This window comes from Cellulomonas septica (assembly GCF_012396155.1).
GTDB lineage: Bacteria > Actinomycetota > Actinomycetes > Actinomycetales > Cellulomonadaceae > Cellulomonas > Cellulomonas septica.
Genome location: NZ_JAAXOY010000012.1, coordinates 1 through 16,271 on the forward strand (window position 1 = coordinate 1; position 16,271 = coordinate 16,271).

Consider the following 16,271-nt stretch of genomic DNA (forward strand, 5'->3'; position numbering starts at 1 on the left):
CACGCCGGGAGGACGCCGTGCGCCCGACCGGGGGAACGGCCGGCGCGGCCCGCGCGCGGTGCCGCGTCAGCGCGGTGGGAAACCGCGCCAGGGGCCGGGCACGGTCAGCCGGAACCGCAGCGCGAGCACCCGCAGCACGAAGATCAGCAGCACCGCGGCGGTGATGGTCGCACCGTCGAGCGCGTCCCACTCCCACAGGAAGACGGTGAGCGTGGCACCGAGCAGCGCGGGCACCGCGTAGAGCTGCCGGTGGTGCAGGACGACGGGCACCTCGCCCGTGAGCAGGTCGCGCAGCACTCCCCCGCCGACTCCCGTCATGACCCCGACCAGCACGGCGGCCATCGCGGTCGTCCCGAGCTCGAGGCCCTTGATGGTCCCGACGACGGTGAACACCGCGAGCGCACCGGCGTCCAGCACGACGATGACGCGTCGCGCGCGTTCGAGCCGGGGGTGGAAGAAGTACATGGTGAGCGCGCCGACGACGGCCGTGACGACCAGGCGCCAGTCGGAGATGCCGACGGGCGGGACCGCGCCGATCAGCACGTCGCGCAGCATGCCGCCGCCGAGACCGGCGGCCCAGCCCAGGACGAGGATGCCGAACACGTCGAACTGCTTGCGCACCGCGGCGAGGGCCCCGGACATCGCGCCGACGAACACGCCGAGGATCTCGAGCAGCGGCTCGTAAGGCAGGTCGGCGATCACGGGACGTCATCCTGGCAGGCGGGCGCACCGCCGGGTCGGGACCCGCGGCTCACGCGGGCACGTCCGGCGGCCGCAGCGGTCCGGCGTGCGGGCCGTGCGTCGCGGTGCGGCCGAGGCGGGCGGCGAACCGCGCGCGCCGCGCCGACGCGTGCTGCCACACCGTCTGCTGGACGACGAGCGTGAGCCAGCCCGCGACGGCCATGCCGGTGATGTTCACGACGAGCTGCAGCGCGCTGCCCGTGATCTCGTGCGGGACGCCGAACGCGACGCCGAGCGCGAGGTTGCCCGCGGCGGGAACCGTCGTGACCGAGATGAAGACGCCCGTCAGCCCGCCGACCCGCGACGACGTGAGCGACAGCACGCCTGCAGCGCCCGCGATGACGGCCACGACGATCGACCAGCGGTCGGGCCGGTAGATGAAGTCGGTCCCGGGACGCGGCCCGGTCACGTCGTCGAGCGTCACCCAGCCGGCGCCGCGCAGCACGAGCGCCGCGACCGCGGTGAGCCCGATCGCGACGATGAAGCCGACGAGCAGCGCGAGCGCCGCGCGCCGCAGCAGGCGCCAGCGCCGCCGGACGAGCGCGACTCCCAGGGCCGCGACCGCGCCGAACTCCGGGCCCAGGACCATCGCGCCGATGACGAGGACCTGCGAGTCGACGATGATCGCGATGCTCGCGAGGAGCGTCGCGAGCGTCATGAAGCTGAGGAACGTCCACGTGAGCTCGGTGTCGTCGTAGGCGCGCAGCACGACCTGCGGCCAGACCACGGAGTCGGCGCTCGCGCCCGGCGCGAGCCGCTCGGCCTCCCAGCCGGCGCGCGACACCCACGTGTCGACGGGCGTGAGCTGGACGGTCCCGACCTGCTGGACGTCGAGCGCGAGGAGCCGCTCGATCACGTCGTCCGCGGCCTCGCGCGCGACGTCGGCGGTGACCACGTCGCCCTCGGGGCGCAGCGCCGTGCCGGTGCCCACGACGAGGGCGGACACCGCCGGGTCGTCGCGCAGCACGTCGAGCACAGCACCCGTGAGGTCGGTCGGGACGGTGACCCGCAGCTGCAGCACGGCGCCAGTCTGGCGCGGTGCGGGTACGCGTCCGGTGCGCCACGCGGAGGCGCGGGCGCATCAGCGCGGCCGCGGCGGAAGGGCGTGCAGGACCACGTCGTGCACACCGGCGTCCGCGAGCGTGAAGGTGAGGAACGTGCACGCGGGCTGACGGCGACGGTCGGTGGGCGACCCGGGGTTGAGCAGGCGCAGGCCGCCGGGCGTCGTGGAGTCCCACGGGATGTGGGAGTGCCCGAACACGAGCAGGTCGAGGTCGGGGAACGCCGCGTCGCACCGCCGTTCCCGGCCCGTGGCCGCACCGGTCTCGTGCACGACGCCCAGACGCACCCCGGCGACGGTGGCCCGCGCGACCTCGGGCACGCGCGCCCGGACGTCGGGGCCGTCGTTGTTGCCGTGGCACGCGAGCAGCGAGCGCGACCGTGCGGTGAGCGCGTCGACGGTCGCGGCGAGCTCGGCGCGCGTGCGTGCGACCTCGCTCTCGGCCTCGACCATGCGCGGCGTGGTGATCGCCGGCTTCTGGTCGTCGGTCGTGTCGTCCTTCTTCGTGGTCTGGTCGCTCACGCGTTCCACCCCGCCTTCACGGCCTCGAGGTCCTCGTGCACGTTCTCGATCGCGCGGTCGGGCGTCGGGGGCGACCCGCGCTTGACCAGCCGGATCCCGATCAGCGCCAGGATGATCGTCACGATCAGCAGGAACACCGTGACGATGAGCGCCGCGAGCCACGCGTCCATGACCGTCGCGAGGCCGAGGATCGCGGTCGTGATCGCGGCGGCCAGGACGTAGAGCGCGAGGATCCCGGCGGCGGCCAGGAGGCCTGCCCCGATCCCGAGCTGCTGCGCCTTGGCCTGGATCTCGGCCTTCGCGAGGTCGAGCTCGGCGCGGACCAACCGGGACGTCTGCTCGCTCAGGTCGCTCACGAGCTGACCGATGCTCCGGGGCTCGCCCGTCGGTCCTGGCTGCGTGGTCATGGTGACGCCCTCTCGTCGCTCGTCCCCCGGCGTCCTGTGACCGGGACTCCCAGTGTGCAAGCGCAGGTCGCGGGCCGCATCCGTGCGGCGACACCGAGCCGGCGCGCGGACCGGGTCCGGAGCGGCGTGGAGGTCAGTCGGACCAGGGGTGGACCTGCTCCTCGGCGGGGTGCGACACCTCGTGCGCGCGGGTCACGCTGACCGCGGGACCCTTCGGCAGCCGCGATCGTGCCCAGGCGGCGAGGCCGCCGGCGACGATGATGAGCGCGGCGCCGACGAGGAGTGCCGCGAGCCACAGCTCGACGGCGTGCGCGAGGCCGACGACCGCGGCGGTGATGAACAGCGCGAGGCCGAAGAACGTGAGCAGCGCGGCGGCGCCGAACCCGATGGCGGACGGGCGGACCTGCACGGCGCGTGCGCGCACGCTCGCGCTGACGGCGTCGATCTCGGCCTGGATCGCCTCGCGGACCCGGTCCTCCGCCTGCCCGATCTTCTCGCGGGCGATGTCGGCGAACGGTTCGGTGAAGCGCTCGAAGAACGGCTTGCGCGGGCGCTCGGGTCCGGTGCTGCTCACGGGTTCCTCCGTCGGGGGGACAGTGCGGTGCGTGTCCCAGCCTAGGCGGGAGCGAGGGCGTCGGCCGGGATCATCGGCCCAGGTCATACCGCCCGGAGATGCACGAAGGCCCCCTGGTGATCCAGGGGGCCTTCGTCGCGGTGGCTCCGACCGGCGTCGATCCGGTGACCTTTCGATTTTCAGTCGAACGCTCTACCAACTGAGCTACAGAGCCTTGGAACGAGAACGCCGGTCCGAGGACCGGCGCTTCGAGCGACCCCGACGGGACTTGAACCCGCGACCTCCGCCGTGACAGGGCGGCGCGCTAACCAACTGCGCTACGGGGCCTTGGTGGAACAAGGCCTTGCTGTACTGCTTCACTGCACCTGCTCGTACCCCCAACGGGATTCGAACCCGTGCTACCGCCGTGAAAGGGCGGGGTCCTAGGCCGCTAGACGATGGGGGCGTGTCCCGCCCCTGACGACGAGGCGCCGGATGACCGGAGACGAGCATACGGGAGCGGGGGCCCGAACTCCAAAAGCGCTGCCAACGCGGGCCGTCGCCGGGGGACCGCAGCGCGGTGAGCAGGCAGGATGGTGCCGTGGTGGAGATGTCGCGCGACGAGTTCGAGGACGCGGTCCGTGACGCGCTCGACGAGATCCCGCCCGAGCTGGCCCGGTTGATCGACAACGTCGTGGTGCTCGTCGAGGACGAGGGGCCGCCGGACGAGCCCGAGCTGCTCGGGCTCTACGAGGGCACGCCGCTCACCGAGCGCGGCGAGTGGTGGGCCGCCGGGTCCCTGCCCGACCGCATCACGATCTACCGCAACCCGACGCTCGCGATCTGCGAGGACCGCGACGAGGTCGTCGAGGAGGTCGCGGTGACCGTCGTGCACGAGGTCGCGCACCACTTCGGCATCGACGACGACCGGCTGCACGAGCTCGGCTGGGGCTGACCGCGCGACGGCCTGCGGGGTCGGCGCGGTCGCCGGCCGGGTGTCGCCGGCGGCGGCTAGGGTCGGCGCATGGTCGCCGTCGGGATCGTGCTGCTGCCCCAGGACCGCTGGTCACGTGCGAAGGCGCGGTGGCAGCAGGCGGAGGAGTGGGGCTTCGACCACGCGTGGACGTACGACCACCTGGCGTGGCGCACGCTCGCCGACGGGCCGTGGTTCGCGACCGTCCCGCTGCTGTCCGCCGCCGCGGCGGTCACCGAGCGGATCCAGCTCGGCACGTTCGTCGCGTCGCCGAACTTCCGGCACCCGGTCCCCTTCGCGAAGGACGTGCTCGGGCTCGACGACGTGTCGGGCGGGCGGTTCCTGCTCGGGATCGGCGCGGGCGGCGAGGGGTTCGACGCGGCCGTGACGGGGGAGCCGTGGTCGCGCGCCGAGCGCACCCGCCGGTACGAGGAGTTCGTGGGGCTGCTGGACCGGCTGCTCACGCAGCCGTCGACCGAGTTCACGGGCGAGTTCTACGAGGCGCACGACGCGCGCATGATCCCCGGGACGATCGCGTCGCCGCGCGTGCCGTTCCTCATGGCGGCGGCCGGGCCGCGCACGATGGCGCTCGCCGCACGGCTCGGGCAGGGGTGGGTCACGTACGGGCCGACGTACGACACCGAGGGCGCCGAGGGCGACCCCGCGGGTGCGCAGGAGCGGTGGTGGAGCGGGCTCGCGGACGTGTCGGCGCAGATGGACGCGGTCGAGGCCGCGCACGGGCGCGACGGCATCGCGTCGCCGCGTCTGCGCCGGTACCTGAGCCTCGACGGTGCGCCCGTGTTCTCGCTGACGTCGCTCGACCTGGCCGTCGAGGGTGTCGAGCGCGCGGCCGCGCTCGGGTTCACCGACGTGATCGTGCACTGGCCGCGGCCCGACGACGGTGTCTACGCGGGGAGCGAGAAGGTCCTCGAGGCGTTCGCGGCGCGGCTCCCCGAGCTCCAGGCGCTGCCGGTCGCGCGGCGCTGACCTCCGTCGTGCCGGGCGTCAGTGCGCCTGGCGGGCCTCCCACGCGCTCGCGACCATGTCGCGGAGGGTGTGGGTCATGCGCCAGCCGAGGTCGCGCGCGGCGGCCTCGCCGGACGCCACGATGCGGGCCGGGTCGCCCGGGCGGCGCGGCGCGACCTCGGGCTCGAAGGCGATCCCCGTGACGTCGGCCATCGCGGTCATGATCTGGCGCACCGAGACGCCGTCGCCCGAGCCGAGGTTGTAGACGGGCTGGAGCGGGCTGCCGTCGGCGAGCGCGCGGGCGGCAGCGACGTGGGCGTCGGCGAGGTCGGCGACGTGGATGTAGTCGCGGACGCAGGTGCCGTCGGACGTGGGGTAGTCGGTGCCGTTGATGCGCGGCGTGCGGCCGGACGTCAGGGCGTCGAGGACCAGCGGGAACAGGTTGTGCGGGCTGGTGTCGTAGAGGTCGGGCGTGCCGGAGCCGACGACGTTGAAGTACCGCAGCGACGTGTGGCGCAGCCCGGTCGCGACGCCCTGGTCGCGCAGCAGCCACTCGCCGACGAGCTTGGACTCGCCGTAGGGCGACTCGGGGCGGGTCGCGGTCTCCTCGGTGACGAGGTCGACGTCGGGGGTGCCGTAGACGGCGGCCGACGACGAGAAGACGATCGCGCCGACACCCTGGGCGGCCATGGCGTCGAGCAGGTGCGCGGTGCCGGTGACGTTCTGCGCGTAGGTGTGCAGCGGGCGCTGCACCGACACCCCCGCGTACTTGAAGCCGGCGAGGTGGACGACGCCCTCGACCGCGTGCTCGGCCAGCGCGCGGGAGACGATCTCGGTGTCGAGGACCGAGCCCTCGACGAACGCGACGTCGTCGGGCACGAAGCCGCGGTGGCCGCTCGACAGGTCGTCGAGGACGACGGGCGGGATGCCCGCCTGCTGGAAGGCCCGCACCACGTGCGACCCGATGTACCCGGCACCACCCGTCACCATCCACGTCATGCGGCCCAGGCTAGCGCACGCATGTTGATCTGTGTTCGATCCTGGTGAAATCTGATTGGAAATTGGTCGGTCGCCGGTGCATCCAGACGCGCCTCTCGCGGGGAAGAGGTCGCGTACTGCTGCATCCGTCCGGTGGCGCCGGAACGAATACTCAGTACGCTGACCATTCCGCCGGGGGCCGTGCCCACGATCACCCGCGGTTCGCACCGAAGAAACCGGGAGGGCACGTGGACGAGGGCGACCTTGCCGTCGCCGGCGGGAGCCTGCGCTCGACCGCCGAGCTGGCACAGGCGGTGGAGGACGTCACCGCCCGGGCCGACGCCGCCCTGCGGGACCTCCTCGTGGAGCGCGCCGCGCGCGCCGGCCGGCACGCCGTCCGCACCGTCGTCGTGAGCCTCCGTGCCGGCCCTCTGCGGGCCACCCGACGGCCCGTCCGTCGGCCTCGGGGCGCGTCGCCGCGCGTGCGGCTACGGTGACCGGATGGGCCCCCTGCACACCTACGCGATCGACGTGACCTGGACCGGCGCCGGGACGCGCGGCACCGCGAGCTACACGTCCTACTCCCGGGACCACGACGTGCAGATCGGGTCCAAGCCGCCGCTCCCGGGGTCGTCCGACCCGGCGTTCCGCGGGGACCCGGGCCGCTACTCGCCCGAGGAGCTGTTCGTCGCGTCGATCGCGCAGTGCCACATGCTGTGGTTCCTGCACCTCGCGGCCGTCGAGGGCGTCGTCGTGGTCGCGTACCGCGACGAGGCGGTCGGCACCATGCGGGTCGAGGCCGCGGGCCACGGCCAGTTCACCGAGGTCGTGCTGCGACCCCGCGTGACCGTCGCGCACGGACGCCACCTCCCCGACGGTTCGCCCGTCACCGACGAGGTGCTCGGACGCCTTCACCACGCGACACACGAGCACTGCTTCATCGCCCGCTCGGTCAACTTCCCGGTCCGCCACGAGCCGACGACCGTCCGGTTCGCACCGGCCCCGACGACGGCAGCGTCGACCGACTCCGCCGTCCCCGCCGCACCCCGTGCGACGCCGGGCATCTGACGGACGTCGCCGACCGCTCCAGCTCCGGGACGCCGCTGAGCGCACAGGCTGCCGCACGTCGCCGACCACGCCGGCTGACGCCCCTCGCCGACAAGGCCGGCGGACGCCCGTCGCCGACCAAGCCGGCTGACGCCGGTCGCCGTCGCCTCCGCGAGCGGCAGGCGGCGGGACGACGACGTCCGTCAGGCGCTCGCGCGCTCGCGCTCCTGATCGACCTCGGCCTCGAGCACCTCGGCGAGGAACCGTCCCGTGTGGCTCGCCGCGACGCCCGCCACGTGCTCCGGGGTGCCCTCGGCGACGACCGTGCCGCCACCGCTGCCGCCCTCGGGGCCCATGTCGACGATCCAGTCGGCGTTCTTGATGACGTCGAGGTTGTGCTCGATCACGATGACGCTGTTGCCCTTGTCGACGAGCGACTGCAGCACGCCGAGCAGCTTGCGGATGTCCTCGAAGTGCAGACCGGTGGTCGGCTCGTCGAGCACGTAGATCGTCCGGCCGGTCGAGCGCCGCTGGAGCTCCGCGGCGAGCTTGACGCGCTGCGCCTCACCACCGGACAGCGTGGGCGCGGGCTGCCCGAGCCGCACGTAGCCCAGACCCACGTCGACGAGCGTCCGCAGGTGCCGGGAGATCGCCGGGACGGCGGCGAAGAACTCCGCGGCCTCCTCGATCGGCATCGCGAGCACGTCGGCGACGGTCTTGCCCTTGAAGTGCACCTCGAGCGTCTCGCGGTTGTAGCGCGCGCCGTGGCACACCTCGCACGGGACGTAGACGTCCGGGAGGAAGTTCATCTCGATCTTGAGCGTGCCGTCGCCGGAGCACGCCTCGCAGCGGCCGCCCTTGACGTTGAACGAGAACCGGCCGGGCGTGTAGCCGCGGACCTTGGCCTCGGTCGTCTCGGCGAACAGCCGGCGGACGTGGTCCCAGACACCGGTGTACGTCGCGGGGTTCGACCGCGGCGTCCGGCCGATCGGGCCCTGGTCGACGTGCACGACCTTGTCGAGGTGCTCGAGCCCGGTGACGCGCTTGTGCCGTCCGGCGACCTGACGGGCGCCGTTGAGCTCGTTGGCGAGGACCGTGTAGAGGATCGAGTTGACGAGCGTCGACTTGCCCGAGCCCGAGACGCCGGTGACGGCGGTCAGCGTGCCCAGCGGGAACGACACGTCGATGCCCTGCAGGTTGTGCTCGCGTGCGCCGACGACGGTGAGCTGCCGGTCCCGGTCGACCTTGCGACGCTCGACGGGCATCGGGATCGACCGGCGGCCCGACAGGTAGGCGCCGGTGACCGACTCCTTGGCCTTCAGCAGACCGGTGAAGTCGCCGGAGTGCACGACGCGGCCGCCGTGCTCGCCGGCGCCCGGGCCGATGTCGACGATCCAGTCGGCGGTGCGGATCGTGTCCTCGTCGTGCTCGACGACGATGAGCGTGTTGCCCAGGTCGCGCAGGCGCGTGAGCGTGTCGATGAGCCGGCGGTTGTCGCGCTGGTGGAGACCGATGCTCGGCTCGTCGAGGACGTACAGCACGCCGACCAGGCCGGACCCGATCTGGGTCGCGAGGCGGATGCGCTGGGCCTCACCGCCGGACAGCGTCGCCGCCGGGCGCGTGAGGGACAGGTAGTCGAGGCCGACGTCGAGCAGGAAGCCGAGACGCGCCTGGATCTCCTTGAGGACCTGCGCCGCGATCGCCCGCTCGCGCTCGCCGAGCTCGAGCGCGTCGAGGAACGTCCGGGCCTCCCGGATGGGGAGGGTGCAGACGTCGGCGATCGACTTGCCGCCGACGCGGACCGCGAGCACCTCGGGCTTGAGGCGTGCGCCCTTGCAGACCGGGCACGGGACCTCGCGCATGAAGGCCTCGTACTTCTCCTTGCTCCAGTCCGACTCCGTCTCGGAGTGGCGGCGCTCGAGGAACGTCACGACCCCCTCGAACCCGGTGGAGTACGACCGCTCGCGTCCCCAGCGGTTCTTGTAGCGGACCTTCACCTCGTGGTTCTGGCCGTACAGCACCGCGTCCTTCGCACGCTTCGGCAGCGCGCGCCACGGGACGCTCGTCGAGAAGCCCATGTCCTGGGCGAGCGCGCCGAGCACGCGCGCGAAGTACTCGCTCGAGATCTGCGCCCACGGCGCGACGGCGCCCTCGTCGAGCGAGAGGTCCTCGTCCGGGACGATGAGGTCGGGGTCGACCTCGAGCCGGGACCCGATGCCCGTGCACTCGGGGCACGCGCCGTACGGCGCGTTGAACGAGAAGGTGCGCGGCTCGATCTCGTCGAGCGCGAGCACGTGGTCGTTGGGGCACGCGCGGTTCTCGGAGAAGCGACGCTCGCGGTGCGGGTCGTCCGGGTCGGCGTCGACGAGCTCGACGACCAGCAGACCGCCGGCGAGGCCGAGCGCGGTCTCGACCGAGTCCGTCAGGCGGCGCTGCACCCCCTCGCGCGACACCAGACGGTCGACGACGACCTCGATGTCGTGCTTGAGCTTCTTCTCGAGCGTCGGCGGCTCCGTGAGCTGGACGACCTCGCCGTCGACGCGCGCCCGTGAGAAGCCCTTGCCCTGGAGCTCCTTGAAGAGGTCGGCGTACTCGCCCTTGCGACCGCGGACGACGGGCGCGAGCACCTGGTACCGCGTGCCCTCCGGCAGCTCGAGCAGCCGGTCGACGATCTGCTGGGGCGTCTGCGCGGTCACGCGCTCGCCGCACTCGGGGCAGTACTGCGTGCCCGCGCGCGCGAAGAGCAGACGCAGGTAGTCGTAGACCTCGGTGATGGTGCCGACCGTCGACCGCGGGTTCCGGTTGGTCGACTTCTGGTCGATCGACACCGCGGGCGACAGGCCCTCGATGAAGTCGACGTCGGGCTTGTCCATCTGCCCGAGGAACTGGCGCGCGTACGCGGACAGCGACTCGACGTACCGCCGCTGCCCCTCCGCGAAGATGGTGTCGAACGCGAGCGACGACTTCCCCGAGCCCGACAGACCCGTGAACACGATGAGCTTGTCGCGCGGGAGGTCGAGGTCGACGTTGCGGAGGTTGTGCTCGCGGGCGCCCTGCACCACCAGACGATCGTTCACGGCGGGAAGTCTACGTCGCCCCACCGACACGTCGCACACGTGTTCGACCGCAGCGAACAGGCACGCACCCCGTCGCGCCCGGCACGATGGGCTCCATGACGTACACCGGCGACGTGCGGCCCGGCGGCCCGGCGGACGTGCGGGTGCTCGACGAGGTCGAGATCCGCAAGGTCAGCGTCGGGCCCACCGACAACGACACGTACCTGCTCACGTGCCGCCGTCAGCACGCCCAGCTGCTGGTCGACGCCGCGGACGAGCCCGACCGACTGCTCGCGCTCGTCCGCGAGGGCTCGGGCGCGGCGCGCCTCGACACGGTCGTGACGACGCACCGGCACCCCGACCACCACCGGGCGCTCGCGTCGGTCGTCGCCGTGACGGGCGCGACGGTGGCGGCGGGGGCCGCGGATGCGGCGGAGATCACAGCGGCCACGGGCGTCCCCGTCGACCGCGCCCTCCGCGACGGCGACGTCGTCCTGGTCGGTCACGTCACGCTCGAGGTCGTCGCGCTGCGCGGTCACACCGACGGTTCCGTCGCGCTCGTCTACCGCGAGCCCGAGCGGGTGTCCGAGGCCGAGGCGGTCCCCGGTCGCGCGCACGTCTTCACCGGCGACTCGCTCTTCCCCGGCGGCATCGGCAACACCGGCGGTGACCCTGCACGCTTCGACCGGCTGCTGACGGACGTCACGTCGCGGCTGTTCGACCGGCTCGACGACGACACGTGGGTCTACCCCGGCCACGGCCGCGACACGACGCTGGGCGCCGAGCGTCCGTACCTCGCCGCGTGGCGCGACCGCGGCTGGTGACGGCGGGCAGTCCCGTGCCGAGCACGGGCTCCGCTCAGTCCTCGAGCGGTCCCAGCACGGACGACGCGACCGTCGCGTGCGCCGACTCGTCGTCGGACGGGTGGAACATCCCCGCGAGCACGTCGCGGTAGAGCCGTGCGAGCTCGCTCCCCGTGAAGTACGAGCCGCCGCCCGACACGCGGATCGCGAGGTCGACGACCGTGCGCGCCGTCTCGGTCGCCCGCACCTTGAGCCCGACGAGCTGCGCGAACCACCGGGCGCCGTGCTCGGCCTGCTCGTCGACGTCGCGCGCGAGGGCGAACACCTGCAGCTCGGCGCCGTCCTGGGCGAGGGCCGCGTCGGCGACCTTCCAGCGGATGTCCGGGTCCTGCGAGTAGGCGCGCCCGTCGTACTTCATCGACGTGCGACGGCGCGTCGCGGCGACGCCGAGCTCGAGCGCGCGACGCCCGATCCCGGTGTAGACGGCGGCGAGCAGGATCTCGAACACCGCGAAGAGCGCGAAGACGAACGGGTCGCCGCTCGGACCGGGCGGCAGCCGCCGGTAGACGCGGTCCGCGGGCGCGAGCGCGCCGTCGAGCACGGTCGTCGCCGACTGCGTGGCGCGCATGCCGAGCGTGTCCCAGTCGTCTTTCGCGGTCGTGCCGCCGTCCTCGCGGGCCACCACCCCGTGCACCAGACGCGGGTCGTCCGGGTCGCCGTCGTCGAGCCCGAAGGTCGCCAGACGTGTCCACACCGGCGAGAGCGACGTGAAGATCTTGGTGCCGTAGTAGCGGTAGCCGCCGTCGGGCTGCCGCTCGGCACGCGTCCGTGACCCGAACATCACGAGGTCGTTGCCCGCCTCGGAGTTGCCGAACGCGAACACCTCCCCCGCCGCGGCGTCGGTCAGGACGAACGCGAACGCGTCGTCGCCCCGCTCGACGAGCAGCGCCGCGAGGCCCGTGACCACGAGATGCATGTTGACCGCGAGAGCGGTCGCCGGCGCCGCCGCCGCGAGGCGGACCTGCTCGCGCGCGACCTCCTCGAGCGACAGGCCCGCCCCGCCGAGCCGCTCGGGCACGAACGCCGCGAGGTAGCCGGCCGCGCGCAGGTCCTCGAGGTCGTCGTGCGGGAAGGTGTTGCCGCGGTCGTGCCCCGGCGCGCGCTCCCGGACGCGGTCGAGCAGGTCGTCGGTCAGGAGCGTGCGGAGCGTGCGGGCCATGCGGCCACTCTGCCACCGTCCGGCGGACCCACCGACCGTCGGTCGCGGCGTCGGTGCAGGATGGGCGCATGCCGACCTACGCCGTGACCTACACCTACGACGAGCGCGTCGACGTGCGCGACCGCGTCCGACCCGAGCACCGGGACTACCTGCGGTCGCTCGCGGACGACGGGCTGCTGCTCGGCTCGGGCCCTTACACGGACGGCGACCCCGGCGCTCTCCTGGTGTTCCGGGCGGAGGACCGTGCCGCTCTCGACGCGCTGCTCGCGGCCGACCCGTTCGCGCGCGAGGGGATCGTCGCCGCGACCGCGGTGCGCACGTGGGACGTCGTCCTCGGTCCGTGGAGCACGTCCTGACACGAGTTCCACCGCGTGTCGACGACGTCGGCCCGCAGACGACGACGCCCCGGACCCTCCACGCGGAGGACCGGGGCGTCGTCGTACGGGTCAGGCGTCGGTCGACGTGACCGCGCGGGCGTCGTTGCGCGTCTTGACGAGGCTCGCGACGGTCGCGACGGCGAGGGTGCCGAGGATGAACGTGAGCGACAGCCAGATCGGGATCTCCGGCGCCCACGTGACGGGCTCGCCACCGTTGATGAACGGCAGCTCGTTGACGTGCAGCGCGTGCAGCACGAGCTTGACGCCGATGAACCCGAGGATCACCGCGAGGCCCTGCGACAGGTACACGAGGCGCTCGAGCAGACCGCCGATGAGGAAGTACAGCTGGCGCAGGCCGAGCAGCGCGAACGCGTTGGCCGTGAACACGATGTACGGCTCCTGCGTGAGCCCGTAGATCGCGGGGATCGAGTCGAGCGCGAAGAGGATGTCGGTCGAGCCGATGGCGATCATCACGACGAGCATCGGCGTGAAGAACCGCTTGCCGTCGATCCGGACGGTCAGCTTGTCGCCGTGGTACTCGTCCGTCGTGGGGACGACGCGCTTGAACCAGCGCACGGCGACGCCGTCGCCCACCTTCTCGTCCTCGGGGTGGTCCGGGTCGTGGTGCTCGCGGGCGAGCTTCACGGCGGTGTACACGAGGAACGCGCCGAAGATGTAGAAGACCCACGAGAACTGCTCGATCGCCGCGGCGCCCGCGAGGATGAACAGCGTGCGCAGCACCAGCGCGATCGCGACGCCGACCAGCAGGACCTTCTGCTGGTACTCACGTGGCACCGCGAACTTCGTCATGATGATGAGGAAGACGAAGAGGTTGTCGACCGACAACGACTTCTCGGTGATGTAGCCCGCGAAGTACTGGGACCCGAAGTCCCAGCCGGTCACGATGCCCAGACCGATCCCGAAGAGGATCGCGAGCACGATGTAGAAGATCGACCAGCGCACGGACTCCTGGAAGGTGGGAGCGTGCGGGGTCCGCACGTGCGCGAAGAAGTCGAAGAAGATGAGACCCACCACCGCGACAGCGGTGACGATCCAGACCCACACAGCAACGTCCACAGGTAAGACCTCCGGTACGGGAACGACGTCGGGTACCGAAGGTCTCCCCCACCCGCTGCTCCGGGCCGAGCGCCCCGGGGACCGCTGGGTCCCGTGCTGACGACACGCTCGCTCGTGGGGTACTCCCCTTCAGGCTGTCAGCGTAGGTGACGAAAGTCCCGGGGTCATCCGCACGGGCCGGATGTGCCGAGCGTCACATGCGTACGCATGAACCGCTCGGCCTCGGCCGCGCCGGCCCGAGGTCGCGCGTCAGGCCGTCGCCGCCTGCATCTGCCGCAGCTCCTTCTTCAGCCCGGAGATCTCGTCGCGCAGCCGCGCCGCGAGCTCGAACTGCAGCTCGCCCGCCGCGGCGTGCATCTGGTCCGTGAGCTCCTGGATCAGCCCGGCGAGCTCGCCCGCCGCCGCACCCGTGAGGCGCGTCCGCTCGTCGCGCGGCGCACCCTTCGACCCGAAGCCCGGGACGGGGGCCTTGCCGCGGCTCGCCTGCCGACCGGCCCCGCCCAGCAGCTCGGCCGTGTCGGCGTCCTCGCGCGCGAGCAGGTCGGTGATGTCGCCGATCTTCTTGCGCAGCGGCATCGGGTCGATCCCGCGCTCGGTGTTGTAGGCGATCTGCTTCTCGCGCCGGCGGTTGGTCTCGTCGATCGCGAGCGTCATCGCGGGTGTCATCTTGTCGGCGTACATGTGCACCTGGCCCGACACGTTGCGCGCCGCGCGCCCGATCGTCTGGATGAGCGACTTCCCGGACCGCAGGAACCCCTCCTTGTCCGCGTCGAGGATCGCGACGAGCGACACCTCGGGCAGGTCCAGGCCCTCGCGCAGCAGGTTGATGCCGACCAGGACGTCGTACTCGCCGAGCCGCAGCTCGCGCAGCAGCTCGACACGGCGCAGCGTGTCGACCTCGGAGTGCAGGTAGCGGACGCGGACCCCCTTCTCGAGGAAGTAGTCCGTGAGGTCCTCGGCCATCTTCTTGGTCAGCGTCGTGACGAGGACGCGCTCGTCCTTCTCGACGCGGTCGTGGATCTCGCCCAGCAGGTCGTCGATCTGGCCCTTCGTCGGCTTGATGATGACCTCGGGGTCGACCAGCCCGGTCGGCCGGATGATCTGCTCGACGACGCCGTCGGACATCGACAGCTCGTAGTCGCCGGGCGTCGCGGACAGGTAGACGGTCTGCCCGATCCGCTCGACGAACTCCTCCCACCGCAGCGGCCGGTTGTCGGTCGCGCTGGGCAGGCGGAACCCGTGCTCGACGAGCGCGCGCTTGCGCGACATGTCGCCCTCGAACATCGCGCCGATCTGCGGGACCGTCACGTGCGACTCGTCGATGACGAGCAGGAAGTCCTCGGGGAAGAAGTCGAGCAGCGTGTTCGGCGCCGAGCCGGCCGTCCGGCCGTCGATGTGCCGCGAGTAGTTCTCGATGCCCGAGCACGAGCCGATCTGGCGCATCATCTCGATGTCGTACGTCGTGCGCATGCGCAGCCGCTGCGCCTCGAGCAGCTTGTTCTGGCTCTCGAGCTCGGCGAGCCGCGCCTCGAGCTCGAGCTCGATGCCGTGGATCGCGCGCTCCATGCGCTCCGGGCCCGCGACGTAGTGCGTCGCCGGGAAGATCATCATCTGCTGCTCGCCGCGGACGACGTCGCCCGTGAGCGGGTGCAGCGTCGCGATCGCCTCGATCTCGTCGCCGAAGAACTCGATCCGGACGGCGAGCTCCTCGTACATCGGGATGATCTCGACGGTGTCGCCGCGCACCCGGAACGTGCCGCGCGTGAACGCGAGGTCGTTGCGCGTGTACTGCATCTGCACGAACTGGCGCAGCAGCTGGTCGCGGTCGATCTGCTGCCCGACCTCGAGCGTCACCATGCGGTCGACGTACTCCTGCGGCGTGCCCAGGCCGTAGATGCACGACACCGACGCGACCACGACGACGTCGCGCCGGGTCAGCAGCGAGCTCGTCGCCGAGTGCCGCAGGCGCTCGACCTCGTCGTTGATCGACGAGTCCTTCTCGATGTAGGTGTCCGTCTGCGCGATGTACGCCTCGGGCTGGTAGTAGTCGTAGTACGACACGAAGTACTCGACGGCGTTGTTCGGCAGCAGCTCGCGGAACTCCGTGGCGAGCTGCGCGGCGAGCGTCTTGTTCGGGGCCATCACGAGCGTGGGGCGCTGCACCTGCTCGATGAGCCACGCGGTCGTCGCGGACTTGCCCGTGCCGGTCGCGCCGAGCAGGACGACGTCCTTCTCCCCGGCGTTGATGCGCCGGGCGAGGTCGGCGATCGCCGTCGGCTGGTCGCCCGACGGCTGGAACTCGGACACCACGCGGAAGGGCGCGACGGTCCGCTGGAGCTCGGTGACGGGACGCATGCCTCCACGGTACGGGGCACCACCGACACGCGCCGGGCCCCTCCTCCACGGGCGAACACGCGGCCCCGCGCGGCACGGGAGCGCCGGTCCCGCCCGGCACGGGAGCGCCCGGAGCGACGACGCCGGGCGTGCCGACC

The 16,271-nt window shown here is 72.3% G+C and carries 15 protein-coding genes and 3 tRNA genes; 5 read left to right on the plus strand and 13 right to left on the minus strand.

What is annotated here, in order from left to right; translation table 11 throughout:
• Positions 1–66 precede the first annotated feature (66 nt).
• From HGA02_RS01535 to HGA02_RS01570, 8 genes are all read right to left on the minus strand, one after another.
• Positions 67–702 (minus strand): TRIC cation channel family protein, encoded by a 636-nt coding sequence (locus HGA02_RS01535; protein ID WP_168676845.1) that lies wholly within the window; start codon positions 700–702, stop codon positions 67–69.
• Between the two features lie 49 nt (positions 703–751).
• Positions 752–1,762, minus strand: coding sequence for a DUF389 domain-containing protein (locus HGA02_RS01540; protein ID WP_168676848.1), 1,011 nt, complete (start codon positions 1,760–1,762; stop codon positions 752–754).
• A 60-nt stretch (positions 1,763–1,822) separates the two neighbouring features.
• Entirely contained in the window at positions 1,823–2,323 is a 501-nt protein-coding gene (locus HGA02_RS01545) for a metallophosphoesterase family protein (protein ID WP_343035198.1), read from the minus strand.
• Positions 2,320–2,679 carry a phage holin family protein gene (locus HGA02_RS01550; RefSeq protein WP_343035199.1) on the minus strand — a complete coding sequence of 120 codons (360 nt, stop codon included), beginning with the start codon at positions 2,677–2,679 and terminating at the stop codon, positions 2,320–2,322. Before HGA02_RS01550 ends, HGA02_RS01545 begins: the two co-directional genes overlap by 4 nt.
• Before the next feature lie 184 nt (positions 2,680–2,863).
• On the minus strand, positions 2,864–3,304 hold the full coding sequence (locus tag HGA02_RS01555) for a phage holin family protein (protein WP_124343040.1): 441 nt from the start codon (positions 3,302–3,304) through the stop codon (positions 2,864–2,866).
• Positions 3,305–3,445: 141 nt separating this feature from the next.
• Positions 3,446–3,518, minus strand: a tRNA-Phe gene (locus tag HGA02_RS01560).
• A 39-nt stretch (positions 3,519–3,557) separates the two neighbouring features.
• Positions 3,558–3,631 (minus strand) — tRNA-Asp (locus HGA02_RS01565).
• 45 nt (positions 3,632–3,676) lie between these two features.
• Positions 3,677–3,749 (minus strand) — tRNA-Glu (locus HGA02_RS01570).
• A gap of 144 nt (positions 3,750–3,893) precedes the next feature.
• On the opposite strand from HGA02_RS01570, the gene HGA02_RS01575 reads away from it, so the two are divergent.
• Both HGA02_RS01575 and HGA02_RS01580 read left to right on the plus strand, forming a co-directional pair.
• A complete protein-coding gene (locus HGA02_RS01575) occupies positions 3,894–4,238 on the plus strand; it encodes a metallopeptidase family protein (protein WP_168676881.1) in 345 nt (114 codons plus the stop codon).
• A 69-nt stretch (positions 4,239–4,307) separates the two neighbouring features.
• Entirely contained in the window at positions 4,308–5,243 is a 936-nt protein-coding gene (locus HGA02_RS01580) for an LLM class flavin-dependent oxidoreductase (protein WP_168676859.1), read from the plus strand.
• An 18-nt stretch (positions 5,244–5,261) separates the two neighbouring features.
• On the opposite strand, the gene galE is transcribed toward HGA02_RS01580, so the two are convergent.
• On the minus strand, positions 5,262–6,221 hold the full coding sequence (gene galE / locus HGA02_RS01585; protein ID WP_168676862.1) for a UDP-glucose 4-epimerase GalE: 960 nt from the start codon (positions 6,219–6,221) through the stop codon (positions 5,262–5,264).
• 480 nt (positions 6,222–6,701) lie between these two features.
• On the opposite strand from galE, the gene HGA02_RS01590 reads away from it, so the two are divergent.
• Positions 6,702–7,268 (plus strand): OsmC family protein, encoded by a 567-nt coding sequence (locus tag HGA02_RS01590; RefSeq protein ID WP_168676864.1) that lies wholly within the window; start codon positions 6,702–6,704, stop codon positions 7,266–7,268.
• Between the two features lie 182 nt (positions 7,269–7,450).
• On the opposite strand, the gene uvrA is transcribed toward HGA02_RS01590, so the two are convergent.
• A complete protein-coding gene (gene uvrA / locus HGA02_RS01595) occupies positions 7,451–10,324 on the minus strand; it encodes an excinuclease ABC subunit UvrA (RefSeq protein WP_168676867.1) in 2,874 nt (957 codons plus the stop codon).
• Between the two features lie 86 nt (positions 10,325–10,410).
• Here uvrA and HGA02_RS01600 point away from each other — a divergent pair, with 86 nt between their 5' ends.
• On the plus strand, positions 10,411–11,127 hold the full coding sequence (locus tag HGA02_RS01600) for an MBL fold metallo-hydrolase (protein WP_210728027.1): 717 nt from the start codon (positions 10,411–10,413) through the stop codon (positions 11,125–11,127).
• A gap of 34 nt (positions 11,128–11,161) precedes the next feature.
• Here the strand turns inward: HGA02_RS01600 and HGA02_RS01605 are convergent, their stop codons facing one another.
• A complete protein-coding gene (locus tag HGA02_RS01605; protein WP_168676871.1) occupies positions 11,162–12,325 on the minus strand; it encodes an acyl-CoA dehydrogenase family protein in 1,164 nt (387 codons plus the stop codon).
• Between the two features lie 68 nt (positions 12,326–12,393).
• On the opposite strand from HGA02_RS01605, the gene HGA02_RS01610 reads away from it, so the two are divergent.
• Complete coding sequence (locus tag HGA02_RS01610) at positions 12,394–12,681, plus strand: YciI family protein (protein ID WP_168676873.1); 288 nt, start codon at positions 12,394–12,396, stop codon at positions 12,679–12,681.
• Positions 12,682–12,771: 90 nt separating this feature from the next.
• Here the strand turns inward: HGA02_RS01610 and HGA02_RS01615 are convergent, their stop codons facing one another.
• Together HGA02_RS01615 and uvrB are read right to left on the minus strand one after the other, a co-directional pair.
• Positions 12,772–13,779, minus strand: a complete 1,008-nt coding sequence (locus tag HGA02_RS01615; protein ID WP_168676875.1) for a TerC/Alx family metal homeostasis membrane protein — start codon at positions 13,777–13,779, stop codon at positions 12,772–12,774.
• Between the two features lie 249 nt (positions 13,780–14,028).
• Complete coding sequence (gene uvrB, locus HGA02_RS01620) at positions 14,029–16,134, minus strand: excinuclease ABC subunit UvrB (RefSeq protein WP_168676877.1); 2,106 nt, start codon at positions 16,132–16,134, stop codon at positions 14,029–14,031.
• Positions 16,135–16,271: the final 137 nt, after the last annotated feature.

Coding starts and splice junctions, on each gene's coding strand:
- galE (WP_168676862.1), bottom strand. CDS start 6,221: ATGACGTGGATGGTGACGGGTGGTGCCGGGTACATCGGGTCGCACGTG.
- HGA02_RS01610 (WP_168676873.1), top strand. CDS start 12,394: ATGCCGACCTACGCCGTGACCTACACCTACGACGAGCGCGTCGACGTG.
- HGA02_RS01580 (WP_168676859.1), top strand. CDS start 4,308: ATGGTCGCCGTCGGGATCGTGCTGCTGCCCCAGGACCGCTGGTCACGT.
- uvrB (WP_168676877.1), bottom strand. CDS start 16,134: ATGCGTCCCGTCACCGAGCTCCAGCGGACCGTCGCGCCCTTCCGCGTG.
- HGA02_RS01590 (WP_168676864.1), top strand. CDS start 6,702: ATGGGCCCCCTGCACACCTACGCGATCGACGTGACCTGGACCGGCGCC.
- HGA02_RS01575 (WP_168676881.1), top strand. CDS start 3,894: ATGTCGCGCGACGAGTTCGAGGACGCGGTCCGTGACGCGCTCGACGAG.
- HGA02_RS01600 (WP_210728027.1), top strand. CDS start 10,411: ATGGGCTCCATGACGTACACCGGCGACGTGCGGCCCGGCGGCCCGGCG.
- HGA02_RS01605 (WP_168676871.1), bottom strand. CDS start 12,325: ATGGCCCGCACGCTCCGCACGCTCCTGACCGACGACCTGCTCGACCGC.